General features: G+C 69.9%; 17 protein-coding genes. 9 read left to right on the top strand and 8 right to left on the bottom strand.

Annotation, left to right across the window (positions count from 1 at the left end; genetic code table 11):
- Positions 1 to 61: 61 nt before the first annotated feature.
- From AW270_RS07120 to AW270_RS07130, 3 genes are all read left to right on the top strand, one after another.
- Positions 62 to 1,447: a 3' terminal RNA ribose 2'-O-methyltransferase Hen1 gene (locus AW270_RS07120; protein ID WP_061291936.1), complete on the top strand. Its 1,386-nt coding sequence runs from the start codon at positions 62 to 64 to the stop codon at positions 1,445 to 1,447.
- Complete coding sequence (locus AW270_RS07125) at positions 1,444 to 3,903, top strand: polynucleotide kinase-phosphatase (RefSeq protein WP_061291938.1); 2,460 nt, start codon at positions 1,444 to 1,446, stop codon at positions 3,901 to 3,903. Before AW270_RS07120 ends, AW270_RS07125 begins: the two co-directional genes overlap by 4 nt.
- 282 nt (positions 3,904 to 4,185) lie before the next feature.
- Entirely contained in the window at positions 4,186 to 5,595 is a 1,410-nt protein-coding gene (locus AW270_RS07130; RefSeq protein WP_061291940.1) for a sugar porter family MFS transporter, read from the top strand.
- Here the strand turns inward: AW270_RS07130 and AW270_RS07135 are convergent.
- The 4 genes from AW270_RS07135 to AW270_RS07150 form a co-directional block, all read right to left on the bottom strand.
- On the bottom strand, positions 5,549 to 6,154 hold the full coding sequence (locus AW270_RS07135) for a DUF6879 family protein (RefSeq protein ID WP_061291942.1): 606 nt from the start codon (positions 6,152 to 6,154) through the stop codon (positions 5,549 to 5,551). The genes AW270_RS07130 and AW270_RS07135 overlap by 47 nt on opposite strands.
- A 234-nt stretch (positions 6,155 to 6,388) precedes the next feature.
- Positions 6,389 to 7,474, bottom strand: coding sequence for a HesA/MoeB/ThiF family protein (locus tag AW270_RS07140; protein WP_061291943.1), 1,086 nt, complete (start codon positions 7,472 to 7,474; stop codon positions 6,389 to 6,391).
- Between the two features lie 24 nt (positions 7,475 to 7,498).
- Positions 7,499 to 7,978, bottom strand: coding sequence for a DUF1707 SHOCT-like domain-containing protein (locus AW270_RS07145; protein WP_082801366.1), 480 nt, complete (start codon positions 7,976 to 7,978; stop codon positions 7,499 to 7,501).
- Positions 7,979 to 7,989: 11 nt separating this feature from the next.
- Positions 7,990 to 8,715 (bottom strand): PadR family transcriptional regulator, encoded by a 726-nt coding sequence (locus tag AW270_RS07150; protein ID WP_061291947.1) that lies wholly within the window; start codon positions 8,713 to 8,715, stop codon positions 7,990 to 7,992.
- Between the two features lie 344 nt (positions 8,716 to 9,059).
- On the opposite strand from AW270_RS07150, the gene AW270_RS07155 reads away from it, so the two are divergent.
- The 6 genes from AW270_RS07155 (at position 9,060) to AW270_RS07180 (ending at position 17,482) form a co-directional block, all read left to right on the top strand.
- Entirely contained in the window at positions 9,060 to 9,776 is a 717-nt protein-coding gene (locus tag AW270_RS07155) for a metal-dependent hydrolase (RefSeq protein WP_245674597.1), read from the top strand.
- A gap of 158 nt (positions 9,777 to 9,934) precedes the next feature.
- Positions 9,935 to 12,673 (top strand): aconitate hydratase AcnA, encoded by a 2,739-nt coding sequence (acnA, locus tag AW270_RS07160; RefSeq protein WP_061291951.1) that lies wholly within the window; start codon positions 9,935 to 9,937, stop codon positions 12,671 to 12,673.
- A 301-nt stretch (positions 12,674 to 12,974) separates the two neighbouring features.
- Positions 12,975 to 14,102: a sugar ABC transporter substrate-binding protein gene (locus AW270_RS07165; RefSeq protein WP_061291953.1), complete on the top strand. Its 1,128-nt coding sequence runs from the start codon at positions 12,975 to 12,977 to the stop codon at positions 14,100 to 14,102.
- 89 nt (positions 14,103 to 14,191) lie between these two features.
- A complete protein-coding gene (locus tag AW270_RS07170) occupies positions 14,192 to 14,968 on the top strand; it encodes an ATP-binding cassette domain-containing protein (protein ID WP_061291955.1) in 777 nt (258 codons plus the stop codon).
- Positions 14,965 to 16,218 carry a sugar ABC transporter permease gene (locus AW270_RS07175; protein WP_061291956.1) on the top strand — a complete coding sequence of 418 codons (1,254 nt, stop codon included), beginning with the start codon at positions 14,965 to 14,967 and terminating at the stop codon, positions 16,216 to 16,218. The genes AW270_RS07170 and AW270_RS07175 overlap by 4 nt, the downstream gene beginning before the upstream one ends.
- Before the next feature lie 43 nt (positions 16,219 to 16,261).
- Positions 16,262 to 17,482 (top strand): ROK family transcriptional regulator, encoded by a 1,221-nt coding sequence (locus AW270_RS07180; RefSeq protein ID WP_061291958.1) that lies wholly within the window; start codon positions 16,262 to 16,264, stop codon positions 17,480 to 17,482.
- Here AW270_RS07180 and AW270_RS07185 read toward each other — a convergent pair.
- From AW270_RS07185 to AW270_RS07200, 4 genes are all read right to left on the bottom strand, one after another.
- On the bottom strand, positions 17,430 to 18,851 hold the full coding sequence (locus tag AW270_RS07185) for an MFS transporter (protein WP_245674598.1): 1,422 nt from the start codon (positions 18,849 to 18,851) through the stop codon (positions 17,430 to 17,432). The genes AW270_RS07180 and AW270_RS07185 overlap by 53 nt on opposite strands.
- A 73-nt stretch (positions 18,852 to 18,924) precedes the next feature.
- Positions 18,925 to 19,404 carry a MarR family winged helix-turn-helix transcriptional regulator gene (locus AW270_RS07190; RefSeq protein ID WP_061291959.1) on the bottom strand — a complete coding sequence of 160 codons (480 nt, stop codon included), beginning with the start codon at positions 19,402 to 19,404 and terminating at the stop codon, positions 18,925 to 18,927.
- Between the two features lie 51 nt (positions 19,405 to 19,455).
- Positions 19,456 to 20,304, bottom strand: coding sequence for a neutral zinc metallopeptidase (locus AW270_RS07195; protein WP_061291961.1), 849 nt, complete (start codon positions 20,302 to 20,304; stop codon positions 19,456 to 19,458).
- A gap of 99 nt (positions 20,305 to 20,403) precedes the next feature.
- Positions 20,404 to 21,177 (bottom strand): neutral zinc metallopeptidase, encoded by a 774-nt coding sequence (locus tag AW270_RS07200; protein ID WP_157521745.1) that lies wholly within the window; start codon positions 21,175 to 21,177, stop codon positions 20,404 to 20,406.
- Between the last annotated feature and the right edge of the window lie 90 nt (positions 21,178 to 21,267).

The raw sequence follows: 21,267 nt of genomic DNA on the forward strand, positions 1-21,267 counted from the left end.
CGGAAGTGATCTAGGGGAAACCCGGTCGCTCCCGGCATTTCGCCAGGGCACACTTCTGCCTGTGCTGCTGACTATCTCGACCACCCGTGCGCCGGCCACCGATCTCGGCTTCCTGCTGCACAAGCATCCCGGCCGGGTGCAGGAGTTCCCACGGGCGTTCGGGGTCGCGCACGTCTTCTATCCCGAGGCCACCGACGAGAGATGCACGGCCGCGCTGCTGCTGGAGGTCGACGCGGTACGCCTCGCGCGCACCCGCGGCAAGGCGACCCCCGAGTTCAGTCTCGGCCAGTACGTCAACGACCGCCCCTACGCCGCCTCCTCCCTGCTGTCCACCGCCATGGCCGACGTGTTCCGGACCGCCAGGTCGGGCCGCTGCAACGCGCGCCCCGAGCTGGCGGAGACCGCCATCCCGCTGGAGATCACCCTCCCCGCGCTGCCGTGCCGGGGCGGGCCCGGACTGGCCAGAAGGCTCTTCGAGCCGATGGGCTGGGACGTCACCGCCGAGCCGATCCCGCTCGACCCGGCCTTCCCCGAATGGGGAGAGTCGCGCTATGTCACCCTCACGCTGAAGGGTGAGCAACGGCTCGCGGACGCGCTCAACCACCTCTACGTCCTGCTGCCGGTCCTCGACGACGCCAAGCACTACTGGATCGCCGAGGACGAGGTCGACAAGCTCATCCGCGCGGGGGAGGGCTGGCTGGCCGCCCACCCCGACCTGACCCTGATCACGAAGCGGTTCCTCAACCGGCGGACCGCGCTGACCAGGGCCGCCTTCGCCCGGCTGGCCGAAGTGGGCGACGACGACGAGGAGACGCTGGAGCCCCCGGCCGAGGAGGAGGTCCGGGTCCCCCTCAACACGCTGCGCCGGGACGCCGTGACGGCGGCGGTCGGGGAGCTGGGGGCGCGGACCGTCATCGACCTCGGCTGCGGCTCGGGGCAGCTGATCCTGGCGCTGCTCGACGAGGGCGTACAGAAGATCACCGGGGTGGACGTCTCGGCCCACACGCTCATGATCGCCGCCCGGCGGCTCAAGCTCGACCGCATGGGCAGCCGGACCCGCGAGCGCGTGGAGCTCTTCCAGGGCTCGGTCACCTACACCGACGCCCGGTTCGCCGGATATGACGCCGCCGTCCTGATGGAGGTCGTCGAGCACCTCGACCCGCCCCGCCTCCCGGCCATGGAACGGGTCGTCTTCGGCACCGCCCAGCCCCGGCACGTGCTGGTCACCACCCCCAACGCCGAGTACAACCCGCGCTACGAGAACCTGACCGGCCTGCGCCACCCCGACCACCGCTTCGAGTGGACCCGCGCCGAGTTCCGCGCCTGGGCGGACGGCGTCGCCGGACGGTACGGCTACGACGTGGAGTTCCGCCCCGTCGGCGACGACGACCCCGAGGTCGGCCCGCCCACCCAGATGGCCGTCTTCACGAAGGAGACCCAGGCATGACCGAGATCAGCGTTCCGGCCCTGTCGCTGGTCGTGCTCGTCGGGGTGTCCGGCAGCGGCAAGTCGACGTTCGCCGCCAAGCACTTCAAGCCCACCCAGGTCGTCTCCTCCGACTACTGCCGGGGCCTGGTCGCCGACGACGAGAACGACCAGTCGGCCACGCCTGAGGCCTTCGACCTGCTGCACCACATCGTCGGCGTGCGCCTGCGGCGCGGCCTGCTGACCGTGGTCGACGCGACCAACGTCCAGTGGAAGGCCCGGCAGTCGCTCATCGCCCTGGCCAAGAGCCACGACGTGCTGTGCGACGCGATCGTGCTCGACGTGCCCGAGGAGGTGGCGGTGGCCCGCAACGCCTTCCGGCCCGACCGCGACTTCGGCGCCCACGTCATCCGCAGGCAGCGCAATGACCTGCGGCAGTCGCTGTCGAAGATCTCCCGCGACGGGTTCCGCCGCGTCCACGTGCTGCGCGGCGACGACATCGAGAACGCCGTGATCGGCTACGAGAGGGCGTGGACCGACAGGACCGACCTGACCGGCCCGTTCGACGTCATCGGCGACGTGCACGGCTGCGCCTCCGAGTTGGAGACCCTGCTGGCCAGGCTCGGCTACGACGACGGCGTCCACCCGGAGAACCGGACGGCCGTGTTCGTCGGCGACCTCGTCGACCGGGGCCCCGACAGCCCGGCGGTGCTGCGCCGGGTCATGGGCATGGTCGAGCGCGGCACCGCGCTGTGCGTCTCGGGCAACCACGAGCAGAAGCTGGTGCGCGCCCTCAACGGCCGCAAGGTCCGGGTCGCCCACGGCCTGGAGAAGTCGCTGGAGCAGTTCGCGCTCGAAGACGAGGCGTTCACCCAGCGGGCCAGGGCCTTCATGGACGGCCTGATCAGCCACTACCGGCTCGACGGCGGCAGGCTCGTCGTCGCGCACGCCGGTCTCAAGGAGGCATACCACGGCCGCGCCTCGGGCCGGGTCAGGTCGTTCGCCCTCTACGGCGACACCACCGGCGAGACCGACGAATACGGCCTCCCGGTCCGCTACCCCTGGGCCGAGCAGTACCGGGGCAAGGCCATGGTCGTGTACGGCCACACCCCCACCACCCACGCCGAATGGGTCAACAACACGATCTGCCTGGACACCGGCGTCGTCTTCGGCGGACGCCTGACCGCCCTGCGCTACCCGGAGAAGGAGATCGTCTCGGTCCCGGCCGAGCGGGTCTGGTACGAGCCGGCCCGCCCGCTGACCTCGCGGGGCCGCGAGCCCGACGTCCTGGACATCGGCGACGTCACCGGCGACCGCTACGTCGAGACCTCGACCGGCACGGTCAAGATCCGGGAGGAGAACGCCACCGCCGCCCTGGAGATCATGAGCCGGTTCGCGGTCGACCCGCGCTGGCTGGTCTACCTGCCGCCGACGATGGCCCCGCCGGAGACGTCCAGGAGGGACGGTCACCTCGAACACCCCGACGAGGCGTTCGCCGAGTTCGCCGCCGCCGGGGTGAAACGGGTCGTGTGCGAGGAGAAGCACATGGGCTCGCGCGCGGTCGCCGTGCTGGCCAGGACGCCGGAGGAGGCGCTCGCGAAGTTCGGGATCGAGGGCCTCGGCACGGTCTTCACCCGCACCGGCCGCCCGTTCTTCGGCGAGAGGCAGGAGGAGTTCGTCCACGCGCTCCGCGAGGCCTTCGACCCGCTCTTCGCCACGCTCGACACCCCGTGGCTGGTGCTCGACGGCGAGCTGCTGCCCTGGTCGGCCAAGGCCGGCGACCTGATCCGCAGCCAGTACGCCTCGGTCGGCGCCGCCGCCTCGGCCGCGCTGCCGGTCGCGGTGGCGGCACTGGAAGCGGCGGCCGGGCGCGGTCTGGATGTGGGTTCGATACTGGACCGCACCCGGCGCCGCCACGCCAACGCTGCCCGGTTCCGCGAGGCCTATGCCCGTTACTGCGGGCCCGTTTCCGGTATTTCCGGTCTGCGTTTCGCGCCGTTCCAGATCCTCGCCTGCGCCGAGGGCGCCACCGCCGTGACCCGATCCCACGATTGGCACCTCGATCACCTGGCCGCGATCGGGCATCCGCTGATCGCGGCCACCCGGCACACCTACGTCGACCTGGACGACGACGACCAGCGCGCCGCGGCGACCCGCTGGTGGACCGGCCTGACCGCCGCAGGAGGCGAGGGGATGGTCGTCAAACCGGTCGCCCCGGCCGGTAACAGGGTGCAGCCCGGGATCAAGGTGCGCGGACCCGAATACCTGCGCATCATCTACGGCCCCGACTACCTGGAATCGCTCGACGACCTGCGCAGACGTTTCCTCGGACGGAAGCGGTCGCTGGCGCTGCGGGAGCATAGCCTGGGAGTCGAGGCGCTCTCGCGACTGGCGGCCGGCGAGCCGCTCCACCGCGTCCACGAGGCGGTCTTCTCCGTGCTCGCTCTGGAGTGTGAGCCGGTCGACCCCAGGTTGTGAGCGGGGTTTCACCGGAGCGACACCAACGTCACCCCCAGGGTCACTACGGAAGGCCTAACATCGGGGCAGACGACAGAGCGTGAAGTTGCGATCACTCATGAATATACGTGGAACGCGAAAACCCTGGTTTCACCTGCGTCATGACTGGCAGGACACCGAGCGCATCGGCAATGTCGTGGTGCAGCACTGCACCGTGTGCCTGAAAAGTCGCGTCCGCATCCGGTAATGACCCCTTAGTGTAGCCGTGGCGCTACTTGTCGTGATTGAGGGCACTAAGGGGACATGGGGGGTCCAGCGGTAGCCGCGCACCGGCAGGAGCGTCTCGGCTATGTCACGTTCATCGCGGCCGCCGGCGCCATCGGTGGCTTCCTGTTCGGCTACGACAGCGCGGTGATCAACGGCGCGGTCGTGGGCATCCAGCGTCACTTCAACGTGGGCCCGTTCACCATCGGCGTCGTGGTGGCCATCGCGCTGCTCGGGTCGGCCGTCGGCGCCTGGTTCGCCGGGACCCTCGCCGACCGGTGGGGCCGCACCAAGACCATGCGGCTGGCCGCGCTCATCTTCGCGGTCAGCTCCGTCGGGCAGGCGCTGCCGTTCGCGATCTGGGACCTGGCGTTCTGGCGGGTGCTGGCCGGCGCCGCGATCGGGATGGCCTCGGTCCTCGGGCCCGCCTACATCGCCGAGGTCGCCCCGCCCGCCTATAGGGGGCGGCTCGGGTCGTTCCAGCAGCTCGCGATCGTGCTCGGCATCGCCGTCTCCCAGCTGGTGAACTTCGCCATCAACCTGTGGGCGGGCGGCGAGGTCAACAACACCCTCGGGCCCCTGCAGGCCTGGCAGTGGATGCTCGGCGCCTGCCTGGTGCCCGCTCTGATCTTCCTCGTCTTCGCCAGCGTCATCCCCGAGTCGCCCCGCTTCCTGGTCTCGGTCGGGCGCGACCGGCAGGCCCGCGAGGTGCTGCGCGACATCGAGGGGGAGCACGTCGACCTCGACGCCCGGGTGGCGGAGATCAGGAGCGTGCTGCTCACCCGCCGCCGCCCCCGCTTCAGCGACCTGGGGGGGCCACGCCTCGGGCTGCTGCCGATCGTGTGGACCGGGGTCATCCTGTCGGTCTTCCAGCAGTTCGTCGGCATCAACGTGATCTTCTACTACTCGTCGGTGCTCTGGCAGTCGGTCGGCATCAACCAGTCCGACTCGCTGCTCATCAGCTTCTCCAGCGCGATCATCAACATCGTCGGCACGTTCATCGCCATGGCCCTGGTCGACAAGGTCGGCCGCCGCCCGCTGCTGCTGGTCGGGTCGGCCGGCATGGCGATCGCGCTGGCGGTGGCGTCGTGGTCGTTCAGCTACAGCTTCAGCGTCAACGGGGTCGTGCAGCTCCCGGTCGTGCAGGGCGCCGCCGCGCTGATCGCGGCCAACGCGTTCGTGCTGTTCTTCGCGCTGTCGTGGGGGGTCATCGTCTGGGTGCTGCTCGGCGAGATGTTCCCCGGCCGGATCAGGGCGGCGGCCCTGTCGGTGGCGGCGTCGGCGCAGTGGCTGGCCAACTGGCTGATCACCGTGACGTTCCCGCCGCTGGCCGACTGGAACCTGGCGCTCACCTACCTCTTCTACGCCGTGTTCGCCGCCCTGTCGTACCTGTTCGTGGTCTTCATCGTGACCGAGACGAAGGGCCGAACGCTGGAGGAGATGGGTTAGCCGCCAGCCACCCGGTCAGGTCTTCGGCCTGGTCGTAGAGGCTCTCCAGGTCCGACAGGCAGGTCGCGATGACGTCCTTCTGGACGATCCGCCGCCCTCCGACGTGGGCGCCGATGTCGTCGTAGAGGACCTCGTACATCAGCTCGCGGGACAGGATCAGGATCTCCGGGAGCGGCCCGTGGCGCTCCAGGTGCCGCACCGCCGCGACGTCCAGCACGCGGGTGCGCTCGCCGACCCCCGCCCGCGCCCTGAGCACCTGAAACTCCCATTGCAGGTACGCCGACAGCGGCTGCTCGGCGATCCGCAGCCGCCGCAGCTCCACCGAGTCGACCACGTCGGCGGCGATCTCCCCGGCCGACTCCTCGATGAGCTTCATGGCCCCGTTCCAGTCGCCGTCGGCCCAGGCCACCCAGCTCGGACTGTAGGGCTCATGAAAGTGCTGCGCCCGTTCGAGCTTCCACAGCACCCCCTCCATCTCCCGGTAGACGCCGTAGAACTCGGTCGTGTACGCCTGCCGGTCGAGCACGACCCCGGGGGCGCCCTGCACGATCTCCCGCACTCATCCTCCATCGGCCGGGTCGGCGATCCGCGCCTCTCGCCGGCCCGCGTTGGTGGTGGTCAGTTCCCGTACGAATTGCTGCAGACAGCGGTCTCGTTGTGCCCCAGGCGGCGAATGGTGATCTGCCGTCTGACGGGCGTAGTGGGTGTTGTGTCGTTTTGCGACTGCTTCATCCCATTACCTTCCGTCCCGGTTCCCCGACACGAGGTGATCGTAAGGCGATCGTCCCGGGCGTCAAGGCCCAAAGCAGGTCGCGCATCCCGGGCGGGCCGGGTGGCGGGCGTAGACGTGGTGGTCGGGCGAGAGCAGGTTCACGCCGTGGACGTATCCCGGCGGCACCTCCGGCACGCCCGTGACCAGCGAGATGATCGCCTGCGCCACCAGATGGCCGGAGATCCCGGCCGAGGCGCCGGTCACGCCGGGGCCGCCGCCCAGATCGGGGACGCCGCCCTCGGCCCGCCGGGTCTGCTCGGCCGCCGCGACGCATTCGTAACAGGCGCCGTTGGGCGGGTCGAAGACGCCGACGGTGACGAGAGGGCCGTTGTAGCCGCCGCCCGCCCACGGCACCCCCGCCGCCGCGCAGGCGCGGCTGGCCCAGACGCGGATGCCCTCACCCCTGGGCTCGTCGGCGCAGAGGGCGAGGGCGTCGTAACCGCGCACGAGCGAGCGCAGGTCGGCCTCGCAGGTGACGCGGTGGCGGGCCGAGGTGACCACGATGTCGCTGTTGATCCGGCTCAGCCGGGCCTGGGCCAGCGCCGCCTTCGGCCGGCCGACATCGGCCTCGCTGTAGAGGAGCTGGCGGTTCAGGTTGGACAGTTCGACCAGGTCGGGGTCGACGCAGTGGAGCCGGCCGACCCCGATCGCGGCCAGCGACCAGGCGGCGTGGCTGCCGGTGCCGCCGAGGCCCACCACGACCACCCGGGCCTGCTTGAGCGCGAGCTGGGTCTCCCACGCGCTGTGGCCGGGAACCAGGTCGACGCCCCGGAAGAAGGCCTGGTTGCGGCTGTAGCGGTCGAGTTCGCGGGCGGTCAGCCCGCGCGGCGGGGGAGCGGCGGCGGCCTCCTCCAGGTAGCCGGAGGCGAGCAGGTCGTCGACGACGCCGCGCGCCTCGGCCGCGCCGAGCCCGGGGAACATCAGGACCAGGCGGGCGGCCACCTCCTGCGGGCCGCGCCGGCCGTCGAGCAGGCACAGCGCCGCCCAGACCCATCCCCCGGGATCGTCGATCTCGGCGGCGAGACCGTAGATCTCGCCGCCGATGCGCACGGTGCCGTCCATGGTGCGGAACGGGCGGTGCTCCGCCTTGACCCGCGGGAACCGCACTCTCGCCTCCCCCGGGGTGCAGCCCTATCTGACGCGGGTACGGCGTCCGTGCCGGCCGGCCGCCCCCACGACCAGAGAGATGATCCACACGAGGAACAGGATCTTGAACACCGTGAACACCGCACCCGTAAGGATCATCGCTATCAACGCCACGACGATCAAGGGCACGAACGGCGCCGGTCCGGGCCCCCGGCCCCGGCCGTGGACGGCGGCCGGTCGCGGGGGACGGGCCAGGTGGTATCCCCAGTTGCCCATGTCGATGCCCTGAGGGACCTGGACCCGGGGCGCCACGGGCGCCCCCACGCCCTGGCCGCCGGGCAGGTCGGCGAGCACCGCCCCCAGGTCGCCTGCCGTCTTGGCGGCGAGCGTGACGTCGAGGCGCTCGTCGAGCTCCTCGCGGGTGATCCGCCCCTGCGCGAACGCGTCGTGCAGGAAGGCGGTCACCTCGTCCCGCTCCTTGTCGCCGACGCGCATGTCGGCGGGTCGAACGCGGTCAGCGGTCATGACGGGGTCCCCTACTCCTCGTCGGCGTCGCCGTCGGCCAGGACCTGATACAGCTTGCGCCGGGTCTCGGCCAGGATCTTCTTGGCCTGACGGACCTGGCTCTCACTTCCAGTCTGCGCGATTTGGAACAAAGCGGACGCGGCCTGGCGTGACAAATCAAACAGTTCGTGGACGTTGTCCCCGATGTCGGGAGTCATCTCCTCCCACGGGGCGCGGACCTCGTCCTGGTGCTCGGCGATGTAGGCGCGGCCGGCGTCGGTGAGGGTGAAGGTCTTGCGGCCGTCGTTCTCCTCGGCCCGGACCAGCCCCTCGTCGGTGAGCTGCTGGAGCGCCGGGTAGACCGCGCCGGGACTGGGCTTCCAGCCGCCCTGCGACCGCTCGGCGATCTCCTGGATGATCTGGTAGCCGTTGCGCGGCTCCTCCGACAGCAGCGCCAGGATGGCGGCGCGGACGTCACCGCGCTTGGCCTTGCGCCCCCGCCCGAACCCGCGCGGCCCGAACGGGAACCCCGGCCCGAACGGCCCGCCCGGACCGAACCCCGGCCCACCCCCTCCCCACGGACCGCCCCGCCCGCGGTGGCCGCGGTGCCGGTGGTCGTGGGGGCCGCCGCCGGGGGTCTCCCAGGTGGCGGCGAAGCCGCGCAGGTTCGCCTTGAGCGCGGCCTTGAGGTTGCGGATCTCCCGGTGGAACTCGTGTGGATGGGCCCAGGGGCCCCCTGCGGTGTGTGCGTTGGTCATTGGATCTCCTGTCTGATTGGGCGGATTCAAAGCGCGAACGCAGAGTGTTACGCGATGCTTCAAAGATATATCGCGAACATGTCGACAGCAAGCAAAAGGAACAAGTGACTCAAGTCACGAAAAAAGATGGGATGTCCGGGAACAGGTACTGAGACCGCTCCGTTACATTGGGCAGAGACGGGATTGTTCCGCGCTGAGAGGGCTGGGGGGTGCTCTTGGAGCGGAGCGATCCCGTCTTGCGTTTCCCCGGGAAGTCCGGGCTCGCGGCCGCAGACGGGTCTGGCATGGCGCGGTGAAGTTTGTCGGTGCTTTGCCGTACGCTGCCGTGTCGTGATCACGACATGATGGGGCATTCCCATGCGCTGACCGGGGCGATCGTCTGGCTGGGCATCGCGCCCGGCCTGTCCGCGTTACCCGGGGTGCTCGACTTCCAGCCGACCCTGGCCTTCGCCACGGTGATGTCGCCGGCCGAGCTCATCGCGGGGGCGCTGATCTGCGCCGGGGCGGCCATGCTGCCGGACCTCGATCACCCCAGCGCGACCATCGCGCAGACCTTCGGGCCCGCCACCTGGCTGCTGAGCAAGGGGGTCAACTTCATCAGCGGGGGACACCGCAAGGCGACCCACTCGCTGCTGTTCGCGATCCTCATGGGGGTGGGGGCCCACCTTCTCGCGACGCGGTTCACCGTCGGGCAGGACATCCTCGTGGTGCTGTCGATCGGGCTCGCCCTGCGGGCCGTGGGGATCGGGGTGCCGGGGAACAAGATCGCGTCGGCGGTGGTGAACATCGTGCTGACCGCCGGGATCTTCGCCGCCTTCTGGGGGCTGGGGGTGAGCTACGCCTGGCTGGGGTTCGCGATCGGGATCGGGTGTCTGGTCCACGTGGCGGGCGACTGCCTGACCGAGCGGGGGTGCCCGGTGCTCTGGCCGCTCAAGCACAAGTGGCTGCTGCCGTGGGACTGGGGCCTCAAGACCGGGAAGAAGTTCGAGACCAAGATCCTCGCCCCGGCGCTCTCGGTGGCGGTGCTCGCTCTCCTCTTCCTGCGGCTCATGCCCGTGTGAGCGTGCCCGTGTGAGCATGCCCGCGCGAGAATGCGATATCTTGATATCAAGAGATATTCGCCCAAGGTTAGGTGAGCCTGACCGATCAACCCCTCCTGTGCGTACGGGAGGATGGCCGGGCGAGTTGTCAACAGAAACCTTTGGGGAGGCGAGACTTCGTGTCCGCGAACAGCTTCGGCGCCCGTGACACACTGCGCGTGGGTGACGCGTCGTACGAGATCTACCGGCTGGACAGGGTCGAAGGGTCGGCGCGCCTCCCGTACAGCCTGAAGATCCTGCTGGAGAACCTCCTGCGCACCGAAGACGGTGCCAACATCACCGAGGCCCACATCAACGCCCTCGGCCAGTGGGACCCGACGGCCGCGCCGAGCGTGGAGATCCAGTTCACCCCGGCCCGCGTGATCATGCAGGACTTCACCGGCGTCCCCTGCGTGGTCGACCTGGCCACCATGCGCGAGGCCGTGCGCGACCTCGGCGGCGACGCCGACCGGATCAACCCGCTCGCGCCCGCCGAGATGGTCATCGACCACTCGGTGATCGTCGACTTCTTCGGCGGCCCCGACTCCTTCCAGCGCAACGTCGAGAAGGAGTACGAGCGCAACCACGAGCGCTACCAGTTCCTCCGCTGGGGCCAGACCGCCTTCGACGAGTTCAAGGTCGTGCCCCCGGGCACCGGCATCGTCCACCAGGTCAACATCGAGCACCTCGCCCGCGTGGTCATGATCCGCGACGGCAAGGCCTACCCCGACACGTGCGTCGGCACCGACTCCCACACCACGATGGAGAACGGCATCGGCGTGCTGGGCTGGGGCGTCGGCGGCATCGAGGCCGAGGCCGCGATGCTCGGCCAGCCGATCTCGATGCTCATCCCGCGCGTGGTCGGCTTCAAGCTGACCGGCAAGCTCCCGGCCGGGGCGACCGCCACCGACCTGGTGCTCACCATCACCGAGATCCTGCGCAAGCACGGCGTGGTCGGCAAGTTCGTCGAGTTCTACGGCGAGGGCGTCTCCTCGGTGCCGCTGGCCAACCGGGCCACGATCGGCAACATGAGCCCCGAGTTCGGCTCCACCTGCGCGATCTTCCCGATCGACCAGGAGACGATCAACTACCTGACGCTGACCGGCCGCACCGCCGAGCAGATCGCCCTGGTCGAGGCCTACGCCAAGGAGCAGGGCCTCTGGCTCGACCCCCAGGCCGAGCCCGCCTTCTCCGAGTACATCGAGCTCGACCTGTCCACCGTGGTGCCGTCGATCGCCGGGCCCAAGCGCCCGCAGGACCGCATCGCGCTGACCGAGTCGAAGGAGATCTGGCGCCGCGACGTGCGCGCCTACGTCACCGACTTCGACGGCGACGGGGTCGACGAGGCCGTCGAGGAGTCCTTCCCCGCCTCCGACGCGCCCGCCTCCAACGCCCGCGCCGGCGCCCCCCGCCCCCACAAGGCGGTCCCTGTCACCCTGGCCGACGGCACCAGCTTCGAGATCGACCACGGCGTGGTGACCATCGCCGCGATCACCTCGTGCACCAACACGTCCAACCCCTACGTGATGCTCGGCGCGGCCCTGCTCGCCCGCAACGCGGTGGAGAAGGGCCTGACCCGCAAGCCGTGGGTGAAGACCTCGCTGGCCCCCGGCTCCCAGGTCGTGACCGGCTACTTCGAGCGGTCGGGCCTCCAGCCCTACCTCGACAAGATCGGGTTCAACCTGGTCGGCTACGGCTGCACCACCTGCATCGGCAACTCGGGCCCGCTGCCCGAGGAGATCTCGGCCGCGATCCAGGCGGGCGACCTGGCCGTGACGGCCGTGCTGTCGGGCAACCGCAACTTCGAGGGCCGCATCAACCCCGACGTGAAGATGAACTACCTGGCCTCGCCGCCGCTGGTGGTCGCCTACGCGCTCGCGGGCACGATGGACCTCGACCTGAACAACGAGCCGCTCGGCACGGGCTCCGACGGCAAGCCGGTCTACCTCGCCGACATCTGGCCCGAGCCCGAAGAGGTCTCCCGCGTCGTCGCCGACTCGATCGGCCAGGACATGTTCCTGCGCGACTACGCCGACGTCTTCAAGGGCGACGACCACTGGCAGTCGCTGCCGATCCCGACCGGCAACACCTTCGAGTGGGACCCGTCCTCGACCTACGTGCGCAAGGCCCCCTACTTCGAGGGCATGCCCGCCGAGCCCGAGCCGGTCAGCGACATCGCCGGCGCCCGGGTGCTGGCGGTGCTGGGCGACTCGGTCACCACCGACCACATCTCGCCGGCCGGTTCGATCAAGGTCGGCACCCCCGCCGCCGACTACCTCAAGGAGAACGGCGTCGAGGTCCGTGACTTCAACAGCTACGGCTCGCGCCGCGGCAACCACGAGGTCATGATCCGCGGCACCTTCGCCAACATCCGGCTGAAGAACCTGCTGCTCAACGGCGTGGAGGGCGGCTACACCCGCGACTTCACCCAGGACGGCGGCCCGCAGGCCTTCATCTACGACGCCTCGGTCAACTACCAGGCCGCGGGCACCCCGCTGGTGGTCCTGGCGGGCAAGGAATACGGCTCGGGCTCCTCGCGCGACTGGGCCGCCAAGGGCACCGCCCTGCTCGGCGTGCGGGCGGTCATCGCCGAGTCCTACGAGCGCATCCACCGCTCGAACCTGATCGGCATGGGCGTGCTGCCGCTGCAGTTCCCCGAGGGGGAGACCGCCGCGTCGCTCGGCCTGACCGGTGAGGAGACCTTCGAGATCACCGGCGTCGAGGAGCTCAACCAGGGCCACACCCCGGCGACCGTGAGCGTCCGCGCGGGCGACAAGCAGTTCGAGGCCATCGTCCGGATCGACACCCCCGGCGAGGCCGACTACTACCGCCACGGCGGCATCATGCAGTACGTGCTGCGGTCGCTTCTGGCGAAGTAGCCCCTCGGTTCCACGAGAGAGAGCCGCCCCGGTCGAAGGACCGGGGCGGCTTTCGCGTTTCACGGCCGTCTTGGCGGTCAGAGGCCCTGTTCTTGGGCTGACCTTGGTTTTTACCTGGCCTTGGGTGGGCGACCAGCTTCTTTGCGGGTACGTTTCTTCATTGTTACCCCAGACAACAAACGTTACCGTCCTGTGTCTTTCTCCCACGTTGTCTTGGGCTTACGTTGTCTCAAACAACATTCACCCATTAGGTGATGCACACCCCCCAGATAGACCCCCGGCCAGAAAGGACCCACGCATCATGCGCAAGGGGATCCTCAGCATCGGCGCCGCATTCGCGGCCCTTTCCCTCGGTCTCACCGCGTGTGGCGGGGGTGACGAGGGCACGGAAGCCGCCCCGGCGACCACCGGCGCCGCGCCCGCGACGTCCGCCGCCGCCCCCGCTGGCAAGATCGGCGTCATCCTCCCCGACAGCAAGTCCTCCGCCCGGTGGGAGACCGCCGACCGCAAGTACCTCGAAGAGGCGTTCAAGGCCGCCGGCGTGGCCTACGACATCCAGAACGCGCAGGGTGACAAGACCCAGTTCCAGACCATCGCCGACCAGATGATCACCGGCGGCGTGACCGTGCTGGCGATCGTCAACCTCGACTCGGGCACCGGCAAGGCCGTTCTCGACAAGGCGAAGGCCCAGGGCATCGCCACCATCGACTACGACCGCCTCACCCTCGGCGGCAACGCCGACTACTACGTCTCCTTCGACAACACCGCCGTGGGCAAGCTCCAGGGCGAGGGCCTGTCGAAGTGCCTCACCGACGCCAAGGCCGAGAAGCCGATCATCTCCTACCTGAACGGCTCGCCGACCGACAACAACGCCACCCTCTTCAAGGAGGGTTACGACAGCGTCCTCAAGCCGAAGTTCGACTCGGGCGACTACGTCAAGGGCCCGGAGGACTCGGTTCCCGACTGGGACAACGCCCAGGCCGGCACCCTGTTCGAGCAGCAGCTCACCAAGGAGTCGAAGATCGCCGGCGTGCTCGCCGCGAACGACGGCCTCGGCAACGCCGCCATCGCGGTGCTGAAGAAGAACAACCTCAACGGCAAGGTCCCGGTCACCGGCCAGGACGCCACCGCGCAGGGCCTGCAGAACATCCTCGCCGGCGACCAGTGCATGACCGTCTACAAGGCCGTCAAGCAGGAGGCCGACGCCACCGCGCAGCTGGCCATCGCGCTGGCCAAGGGTGAGAAGCCCGCCGCCACCGGCACCGTCAAGGACACCGAGACCAACGCCGACGTCCCGGCCGTGCTGCTGACCCCGGTCGCCATCTACAAGGAGAACGTGAAGGACGTCGTCGCCGACGGCTACGTCACGAAGGAAGAGCTCTGCACGGGCGACTTCGCCGCCCTGTGCACCGAGGCCGGAATCAGCTAGGAAATTCCGCGGGTACGGCCCACGCCCCCTTTCCCCACGACCCGGGGCGTGGGCCGTACCCCTCTCTCTGGAACCAGGAGTAGCCCATCGTGTCCACGGCACCCGTCCTGGAACTGCGCGGAATCGACAAGAGCTTCGGCCCTGTGCAGGTCCTTCACGATGTCGCCTTTTCGGTGTATCCCGGTGAGGTGACCGCTCTTGTCGGCGACAACGGCGCCGGTAAGTCCACCCTCGTCAAATGCATCGGCGGCATCCACCCCTTCGACTCGGGCGAGTACTACTTCGAAGGCAAGCAGGTCCACGTCAGCGGCCCCCGTGACGCGGCGTCGATGGGCGTGGAGATCGTCTATCAGGACCTCGCCCTCTGCGACAACCTCGACATCGTCCAGAACATGTTCCTCGGCCGCGAGCGCAAGCGCGGGCTGGTGCTGGACGAGGACACGATGGAGGAGATGGCGGCCAAGACCCTGCTGGGCCTGTCGGTCCGGACGGTCAAGTCACTCCGCCAGCACGTCTCCAGCCTGTCCGGCGGCCAGCGGCAGACCGTCGCGATCGCCAAGGCCGTGTTGTGGAACAGCAAGGTCGTCATCCTCGACGAGCCCACCGCCGCCCTGGGCGTCGCGCAGACCGCGCAGGTCCTGGAGCTGGTCCGCCGCCTGGCCGACAAGGGCCTGGCCGTCGTGCTCATCTCGCACAACATGAACGACGTCTTCGCGGTCTCCGACCGGATCGCCGCGTTGTACCTCGGCCGCATGGCCGCCCAGGTGAAGACCTCCGACGTCACCCACTCCCAGATCGTGGAGCTCATCACGGCCGGGCGCAGCGGGGAGCTCGGCCTGCAGAACGGCAAGGAAGCGACCGCATGACCACCACAACCGCCCCGGAGGAGAAGGCCGTCGCGCCGTCCGCCGGGCTGAACCAGCAGGTCCGCGACTACGTGGAGCGGGTGCGCGGAGGTGAACTCGGCGCCCTCCCGGCGGTCATCGGGCTCATCGTGCTGTGCACGGTCTTCGCGATCCTCTCGCCGGTCTTCCTGTCGCCGGTGAACTTCGCCAACCTGTTCACCCAGGGCGCGGGCGTCACCGTCATCGCGATGGGCCTGGTGTTCGTCCTGCTGCTGGGCGAGATCGACCTGTCGGCGGGCTTCGCCTCAGGGGTCTGCGCGGCCTTCCTGGGCGTGCTCCTCACCAACGAGGGGTGGCCCTGGTACGCCTCGGTGCTGGCCGCGATGGTGGTCGGCGTCGTGATCGGCCTGATCATCGGCTGGCTGGTGGCCAAGCTCGGCATCCCGTCGTTCGTCGTGACGCTGGCGGCGTTCCTGGCCTTCCAGGGCGTCGTGCTGATCCTGCTCGACGAGGGCACCAACATCTCGATCCGCGACTCGGTCATCCTGGCCATCGCCAACGAGAACATGTACCCGTGGCTCGGCTGGGCGCTCGTGGTCGTCGGCGTGCTCGCCTACGCCGGGCTCCAGCTGCTCAACAACCGCCGCAGGGCGGGCCGCGGCCTGGTCACCGACCCGCTGTCGCTGATCGCCGTCCGCGTCGGCGCCCTCGCCGTCGCGTCGGGCTTCGCGGTGTACGTGCTGAACCTGGAGCGCAGCCGCAACCCCGGCGTCATCTCCCTGACGGGTGTGCCGGTCGTGGTGCCGATCATCCTGGTGCTGCTGCTGGTGTGGACGTTCGTGCTGCGCCGCACCCGTTTCGGCCGGCACATCTACGCCGTCGGCGGCAACGCCGAGGCGGCCCGCCGGGCCGGCATCAACGTCGACCGGATCAAGATCTCCGCGTTCGTCATCTGTTCCTTCATGGCCTCCGTCGGCGGCATCATCGCGGCCTCGCGGGCCAACTCGGTCGACCCGAACACGGGCGGCAGCAACGTGCTGCTGTTCGCGGTCGGCGCGGCCGTCATCGGCGGCACGTCGCTGTTCGGCGGCAAGGGCCGGGCCCTCGACGCGATCCTCGGCGGCGCGGTCGTCGCGGTCGTCATCAACGGCATGGGCCTGATGGGTTACAGCTCCAGCGTGAAGTACGTGGTCACCGGCGCGGTGCTGCTGCTCGCGGCGGGTGTGGACGCCCTGTCCCGTAAGCGGGCGTCGGCTTCCGGCCGCCGATAGGGTGGGCGCGAACGACGACCCCCCGGCACCAGAGGCAGGACGCATGCTGCGCGCAGGTCCCTCTCAGGAGGAGATCCGCAGGCACAACCTCGGCACCCTGCTGCGCCACGTCCACCTCGGCGGTCCGACCTCGCGTGCCGAACTGACCAGCCGGATGGGGCTGAACCGCAGCACCATCATGGCGCTGACGGCCGACCTCACCGCGGCCGGGCTGGTGCGCGAGGAACTGCCCAGGGAGACCGGCCGGGCCGGCCGCCCGTCGCTGGTGGTCCGGCCCGAGTCCTCGCGGGTCTACGTGCTCGCCTTCGACGTGGGCGTCGACCGGTTGGTCGCCGCCCGCGTCGGCTTGGGCGGGGTCATCCTCGACCGGCGCTGGGCGGTGCGCCCGCGCGGCGCGTTCGATCTCGGCGAGTCGGTCGCCACGCTGGCCGGGTTCGCCCGCCAGATGCACCGCAAGACCAGGGCCGACACCGTCTGCGTCGGCGCGGCGGCGGCGTTCTGCGGCGCGGTGCGCAAGTCCGACGGCCTGGTCCGCTTCAGCCCCAACCTGGAGATGGAGGACGGCCCGTTCGGTGAGGAGCTGTCCAAGAAGCTGGCGCTCGGCCTGCCGGTCGCCGTCGGCAACGACGCCAACCTGGGCGCCCTGGCCGAACACACCCGGGGCACCGGCACCGGCTGCCGCGACCTCGTCTACATGCACGGCGACGTCGGCATCGGCGGCGGCATCGTGGTCAACGGCCAGCTCCTCGGCGGCGCGGCCGGCTACGGCGGCGAGGTCGGCCACATGGTGGTCAACCCCGGCGGCCGGGCCTGCGGCTGCGGTTCCCACGGCTGCCTGGAGGCCGAGGTGGGGGAGCGGGCGCTGCTGGAGCACGCCGGCAGCTCCGGCATCCACCGGCTCGCGGCCGGGCGTGGCCGCGACGGCATCCACGCGGTCGTCGAGGCGGCCGACCGCGGCGACATAATCGCTCAGGACGCGCTCCACCGCGTGGGCGACTGGCTCGGCATCGGCGTCGCCAACCTGGTGAACGTCTTCAACCCCGAGGTCGTCATCTTCGGCGGCACGCTGCGCGAGATCTATCTCGGCTCGGCCGCGCAGGTCCGCAGCCGCCTCAACCTGGCCACCCACCCCGCGCTGCGGGAGACCCTGCGGCTGCGCACCTCGGAGCTCGGCGACGACGCGACGCTGGTCGGGGCCGCCGAGCTGGCCTTCACGAAAGTACTCGCCGACCCGCTCGAGGTCCTCGCGCGGATGAGCGGCTGACCGGGCGCAGCACCGCGAAGGCGACCGCGAAGGCCACCGCGAGCAGGCCCGCCGACACCGTGAACGCGAGCTGATATCCGCCGGTCAGCGCGGCGGGCCCGGACGCCCCCTCGCCCAGCAGGTCGTCGGTCCGCCCGGCCGCCAGCGTCGACAGCACCGCCACGCCGAGCGCCATGCCGATCTGCTGCGTGGTGTTGAACAGGCCCGAGGCCAGCCCGGCGTCGTCCTCCCGGGCGTCGGACATGCCGAGGTTCGTCAGGGCGGGCAGCACCAGCCCGCCCCCGGCGATGAGCAGCATCACCGGCAGCAGGTCGGTGACGTAGTCGGCGTCGACCGGCACCCGGGTCAGCCACCCCATCGCGGCGGCCAGCAGCACCAGCCCGGCGAGCAGCACCGCACGGGCCCCGAACCGGTCGTTGAGCCGCGCCGAGACGAACAGCGACACCCCGCCGATGGCCACCGCCGCGGGCAGCATGGCCAGCCCGGTGGCGAGGGCGCCGTACCCGAGGACCCGCTGCATGTAGAGGGCGACCAGGATCTGGAAGGCGAACATCGCCGACAGCGCGAGGATCTGCACCAGGTTGGCGCCCGACACGTTGCGGGACCGGAGGATCCGCAGCGGCATGAGCGGGGTGCGCGCGGTCGCCTGGCGCACGAAGAACCCGGCCAGCAGCAGCAGCGCCACCGCCCCGAGGACGAGGCTCTCCCCGCCGCCGCGCCCTTCGATCCCGACCACGGTGTAGACGCCCAGCATCAGCCCGCCGGTGACCAGCGCCGCCCCGGCGACGTCGGCCCCGGCCGACAGGCCCGCGCCGCGCTCGGCGGGCAGCGCCCTGACCGCCAGCAGGATCGTGGCCAGCCCGATCGGCACGTTGATGAAGAAGATCCAGTGCCAGTCGAGCGCGTCGGTGAGCACCCCGCCGAGGACCTGGCCGATGGAGGCCCCCGCCGCGCCGGTGAAGCTGAACACGCCGATCGCCCTGGCACGTTCGCCCGGTTCGGTGAACAGCGTCACCAGGATGCCGAGCACCACCGAGGAGGCCAGCGCGCTGCCGGCGCCCTGGAGGAACCGGGCGGCGATGAGCAGTCCCGGGCTGCCGGCCAGCCCCGCCAGCAGCGACGCCGCGACGAACACGGCGTTCCCGGCCAGGAACACGCGTTTGCGCCCGATCAGGTCGCCCAGCCGCCCGGACAGCAGCAGCAGCCCGCCGAAGGGGATGAGGTAGGCGTTGACGGTCCAGCTCAGGTCGGCCGGGGAGAAGCCGAGGTCGTGCTGGATGGCGGGCAGCGCCACGGTCACGATGCTGCCGTCGAGGATGGTCATCAGCATGGCGGCGGACAGAACCGCCAACGCGAGCCAACGGGACACGGTCGTCTCCTGTTCGAGGGGGAACAGAAGCGACCGTAGCAGATAGTTTTGTTGTAGACGATCCTCAACGGACCTAATTGACGCGCTGGCGGGCCCGCCGGGCGTTCTGCGGGGCTTCGACGGGGGTGGCCAGAAGGCCTTCGGTCAGGCGGGTGAGCAGGCGCACGAGCGTCCGCGCGTCGTCGCCGGGGAGCGCTTCGAGCACCTCGCGGTGGACGCGGTCGGCGATCCGCATGCTGTCGCGGGCGGCCTCGGCGCCCTTCTCGGTCACCGCGATGATGCGCGCCCGGCGGTCGGTGCTCGACGGCCGGCGCTCGGCCAGGCCGGCCTGCTCCAGGGCGTCGACCGTGACCACCATCGTGGTCTTGTCCATGTCGCCGATCTCGGCGAGCTGGGCCTGGGTGCGCTCCTCCTCGACGGCGTGGACGAGCACGCAGTGCATCCGGGCGGTCAGCCCGATCTCGGCCAGCGCCGCCGCCATCCGGGTCCGCAGCACATGGCTGGTGTGGTCGAGCAGGAACGACAGGTCCGGTTCGGTACGGGAGGGCGCCATCGCATCAGGATAGTCAGCCGCTCCCGTACCGGATCGTCTGTTACGGGAGGACTAGGCCACGCGGGCGTTGGAGGCGGTCCAGGTGTTGCAGGCCTGGAAGGACTGCGAGTCGAAGCCGCGCTCCAGCCAGAAGGCCTGGTTGCGGCCCTTGCCGTGGACGGTGTCTGAGGCGTGCTTGGCGGCCCAGTCGACGACCTGGTCCCACTCCTCGAACACGACCGGCAGGCTCTCCTGCACCGCGCCGAGGAAGACTCCGGCCATGCACTCGGCCTGCTGCTCGACCCGGTGGCTCAGGTAGTCGCGGGCCGTCTTGGTGCGCGCCTGCGCGTACAGCCGGTTGAAGCTCGGGACGATCCCGGCCCGCTGCTGCGCGTGGTGGCCGATCTCGTGGGCCATGGTCTTGGCCAGCGTCAGGCCCCACGGGTCGCGGATCTGGGACTTCGGCAGGAACTGGTAGATGGTCTGCGACGAGGGGCAGTAGTGCGCGGTGTAGGTGTTGGTGAGCTTGCCGCACGGCGTCCTGGTGCCGCTGGCGCGGATCACGATCTTCGGCACCCGGTAGCTGAGGCCGGCCACCCGGAACTGCCGGGCGTACATGGCGTTGACGCAGCGCGCGACCTGGAGCAGGTACGCCTTCAGGGAGTTCGCGCTGCCCTTGCGTGGCGTGCCCGGCGAGCAGGTGAAGGAGTCGACGGCGCCCGACCGGTAGAGCCGGTTCTTCGTCAGCACGGTGGGGAACCCGCGCCGCGCGGCGGCGGGCGCGGCCAACGGGGCCGGTGCGGCCTGCGTCGACGGGGCGGCGGCCAGGGGCGGGGGAGAGGGTGCGGCCTGAGCGGCGGAGCCCGTCACGAAGAGGACGGAGAGCGCGCCGGAGGCCAGTGCGATCAGGGGAATTCGCATGGTCTGCAGACCATATTGCAGGTCTTATTGGCGAGTAAAGTCGGGTAAATACGGATATTTACGGCGGTCACCCCCCGGGGATGACCGCCTCACCGCAGGTCAGGCCACCTGTGAGGCCGGGGCCTTGTAGGTGTTGCAGGCGCTCGGCGAACCGGCCTTGAAGCCCCTGTCCGTCCAGGCCGCCCGGCTCTTGCCGGTGCCGTGCACGGGGTCGCCCATGTCCTCCTTGATGTAGGTCAGCAACTCCTTCCAGTCGTAGGAGTCGCGCCCGGTGGAGGTCCAGATGCTGCGCAGGAACGCCCCCGACAGGCAGTCGGCCTGGAGTTCGAGGCGGGCGTCCCAGCGGTAGGCCTTCTGGGTGTCCTTGGGGGCCAGCTTGTCGTGGGCCTTGACGATCCCCGCACGGTGCTGGACGTGGTGGCCGTACTCGTGGGCCAGCACGTAGAAGAGGAAGGGCGTGCCCTCGTACTCGAGCATCCAGCCGTCGACCATGACCACGATGCCCTGGGTGTCCTGGCAGTAGGCGCCGCCCCAGAAGCCGTCCATCTTGCCGCAGGCGCGGGTCTTGACCGAGGACTTGTTGATGAACTCCATGCTCGGCGTGCGGAACGGGAGCTTGGCCTTCTTGAAGTAGGAGGTCCACGTGGCGTCGAGGCACTCAGCGCCCTCGCGGAGGTAGTTCTCCGCGGTGAGGTAGTCGGGGATCTCCTCGGCATATTCGGGACACGACCGGACCGGCAGCTTGCCGGTCGTGTAGATCGGGTTCTTCGTCAGAGCGGACAGGCCGGTCGGAACAGGCCGTGCGTGGACCGTTCCGGGCGCCAGGAGAGGCGCGAGCATGCCCGCGACCAGTAAGGAAATGATTTTTCGCACGAATCCAGGAGAGTACGGGACAAGTCAACCACCCGTAAAGGGATTCTCCAGGCCTTGAAAGCGGAAGCCGGGCACAGTCGAACTACACTC

It is taken from the genome of Herbidospora cretacea, assembly GCF_001570605.1.
Classification (GTDB): Bacteria; Actinomycetota; Actinomycetes; order Streptosporangiales; family Streptosporangiaceae; genus Herbidospora; species Herbidospora cretacea.

Excerpts from the sequence above, each read along its gene's own strand:
- AW270_RS07150 (WP_061291947.1), bottom strand. The coding sequence starts at position 8,715 with ATGACCAACGCACACACCGCAGGGGGCCCCTGGGCCCATCCACACGAG.
- AW270_RS07130 (WP_061291940.1), top strand. The coding sequence starts at position 4,186 with ATGGGGGGTCCAGCGGTAGCCGCGCACCGGCAGGAGCGTCTCGGCTAT.
- AW270_RS07195 (WP_061291961.1), bottom strand. The coding sequence starts at position 20,304 with ATGCGAATTCCCCTGATCGCACTGGCCTCCGGCGCGCTCTCCGTCCTC.
- AW270_RS07180 (WP_061291958.1), top strand. The coding sequence starts at position 16,262 with ATGCTGCGCGCAGGTCCCTCTCAGGAGGAGATCCGCAGGCACAACCTC.
- AW270_RS07145 (WP_082801366.1), bottom strand. The coding sequence starts at position 7,978 with ATGACCGCTGACCGCGTTCGACCCGCCGACATGCGCGTCGGCGACAAG.
- AW270_RS07155 (WP_245674597.1), top strand. The coding sequence starts at position 9,060 with ATGGGGCATTCCCATGCGCTGACCGGGGCGATCGTCTGGCTGGGCATC.
- AW270_RS07165 (WP_061291953.1), top strand. The coding sequence starts at position 12,975 with ATGCGCAAGGGGATCCTCAGCATCGGCGCCGCATTCGCGGCCCTTTCC.
- AW270_RS07190 (WP_061291959.1), bottom strand. The coding sequence starts at position 19,404 with ATGGCGCCCTCCCGTACCGAACCGGACCTGTCGTTCCTGCTCGACCAC.
- AW270_RS07175 (WP_061291956.1), top strand. The coding sequence starts at position 14,965 with ATGACCACCACAACCGCCCCGGAGGAGAAGGCCGTCGCGCCGTCCGCC.
- AW270_RS07125 (WP_061291938.1), top strand. The coding sequence starts at position 1,444 with ATGACCGAGATCAGCGTTCCGGCCCTGTCGCTGGTCGTGCTCGTCGGG.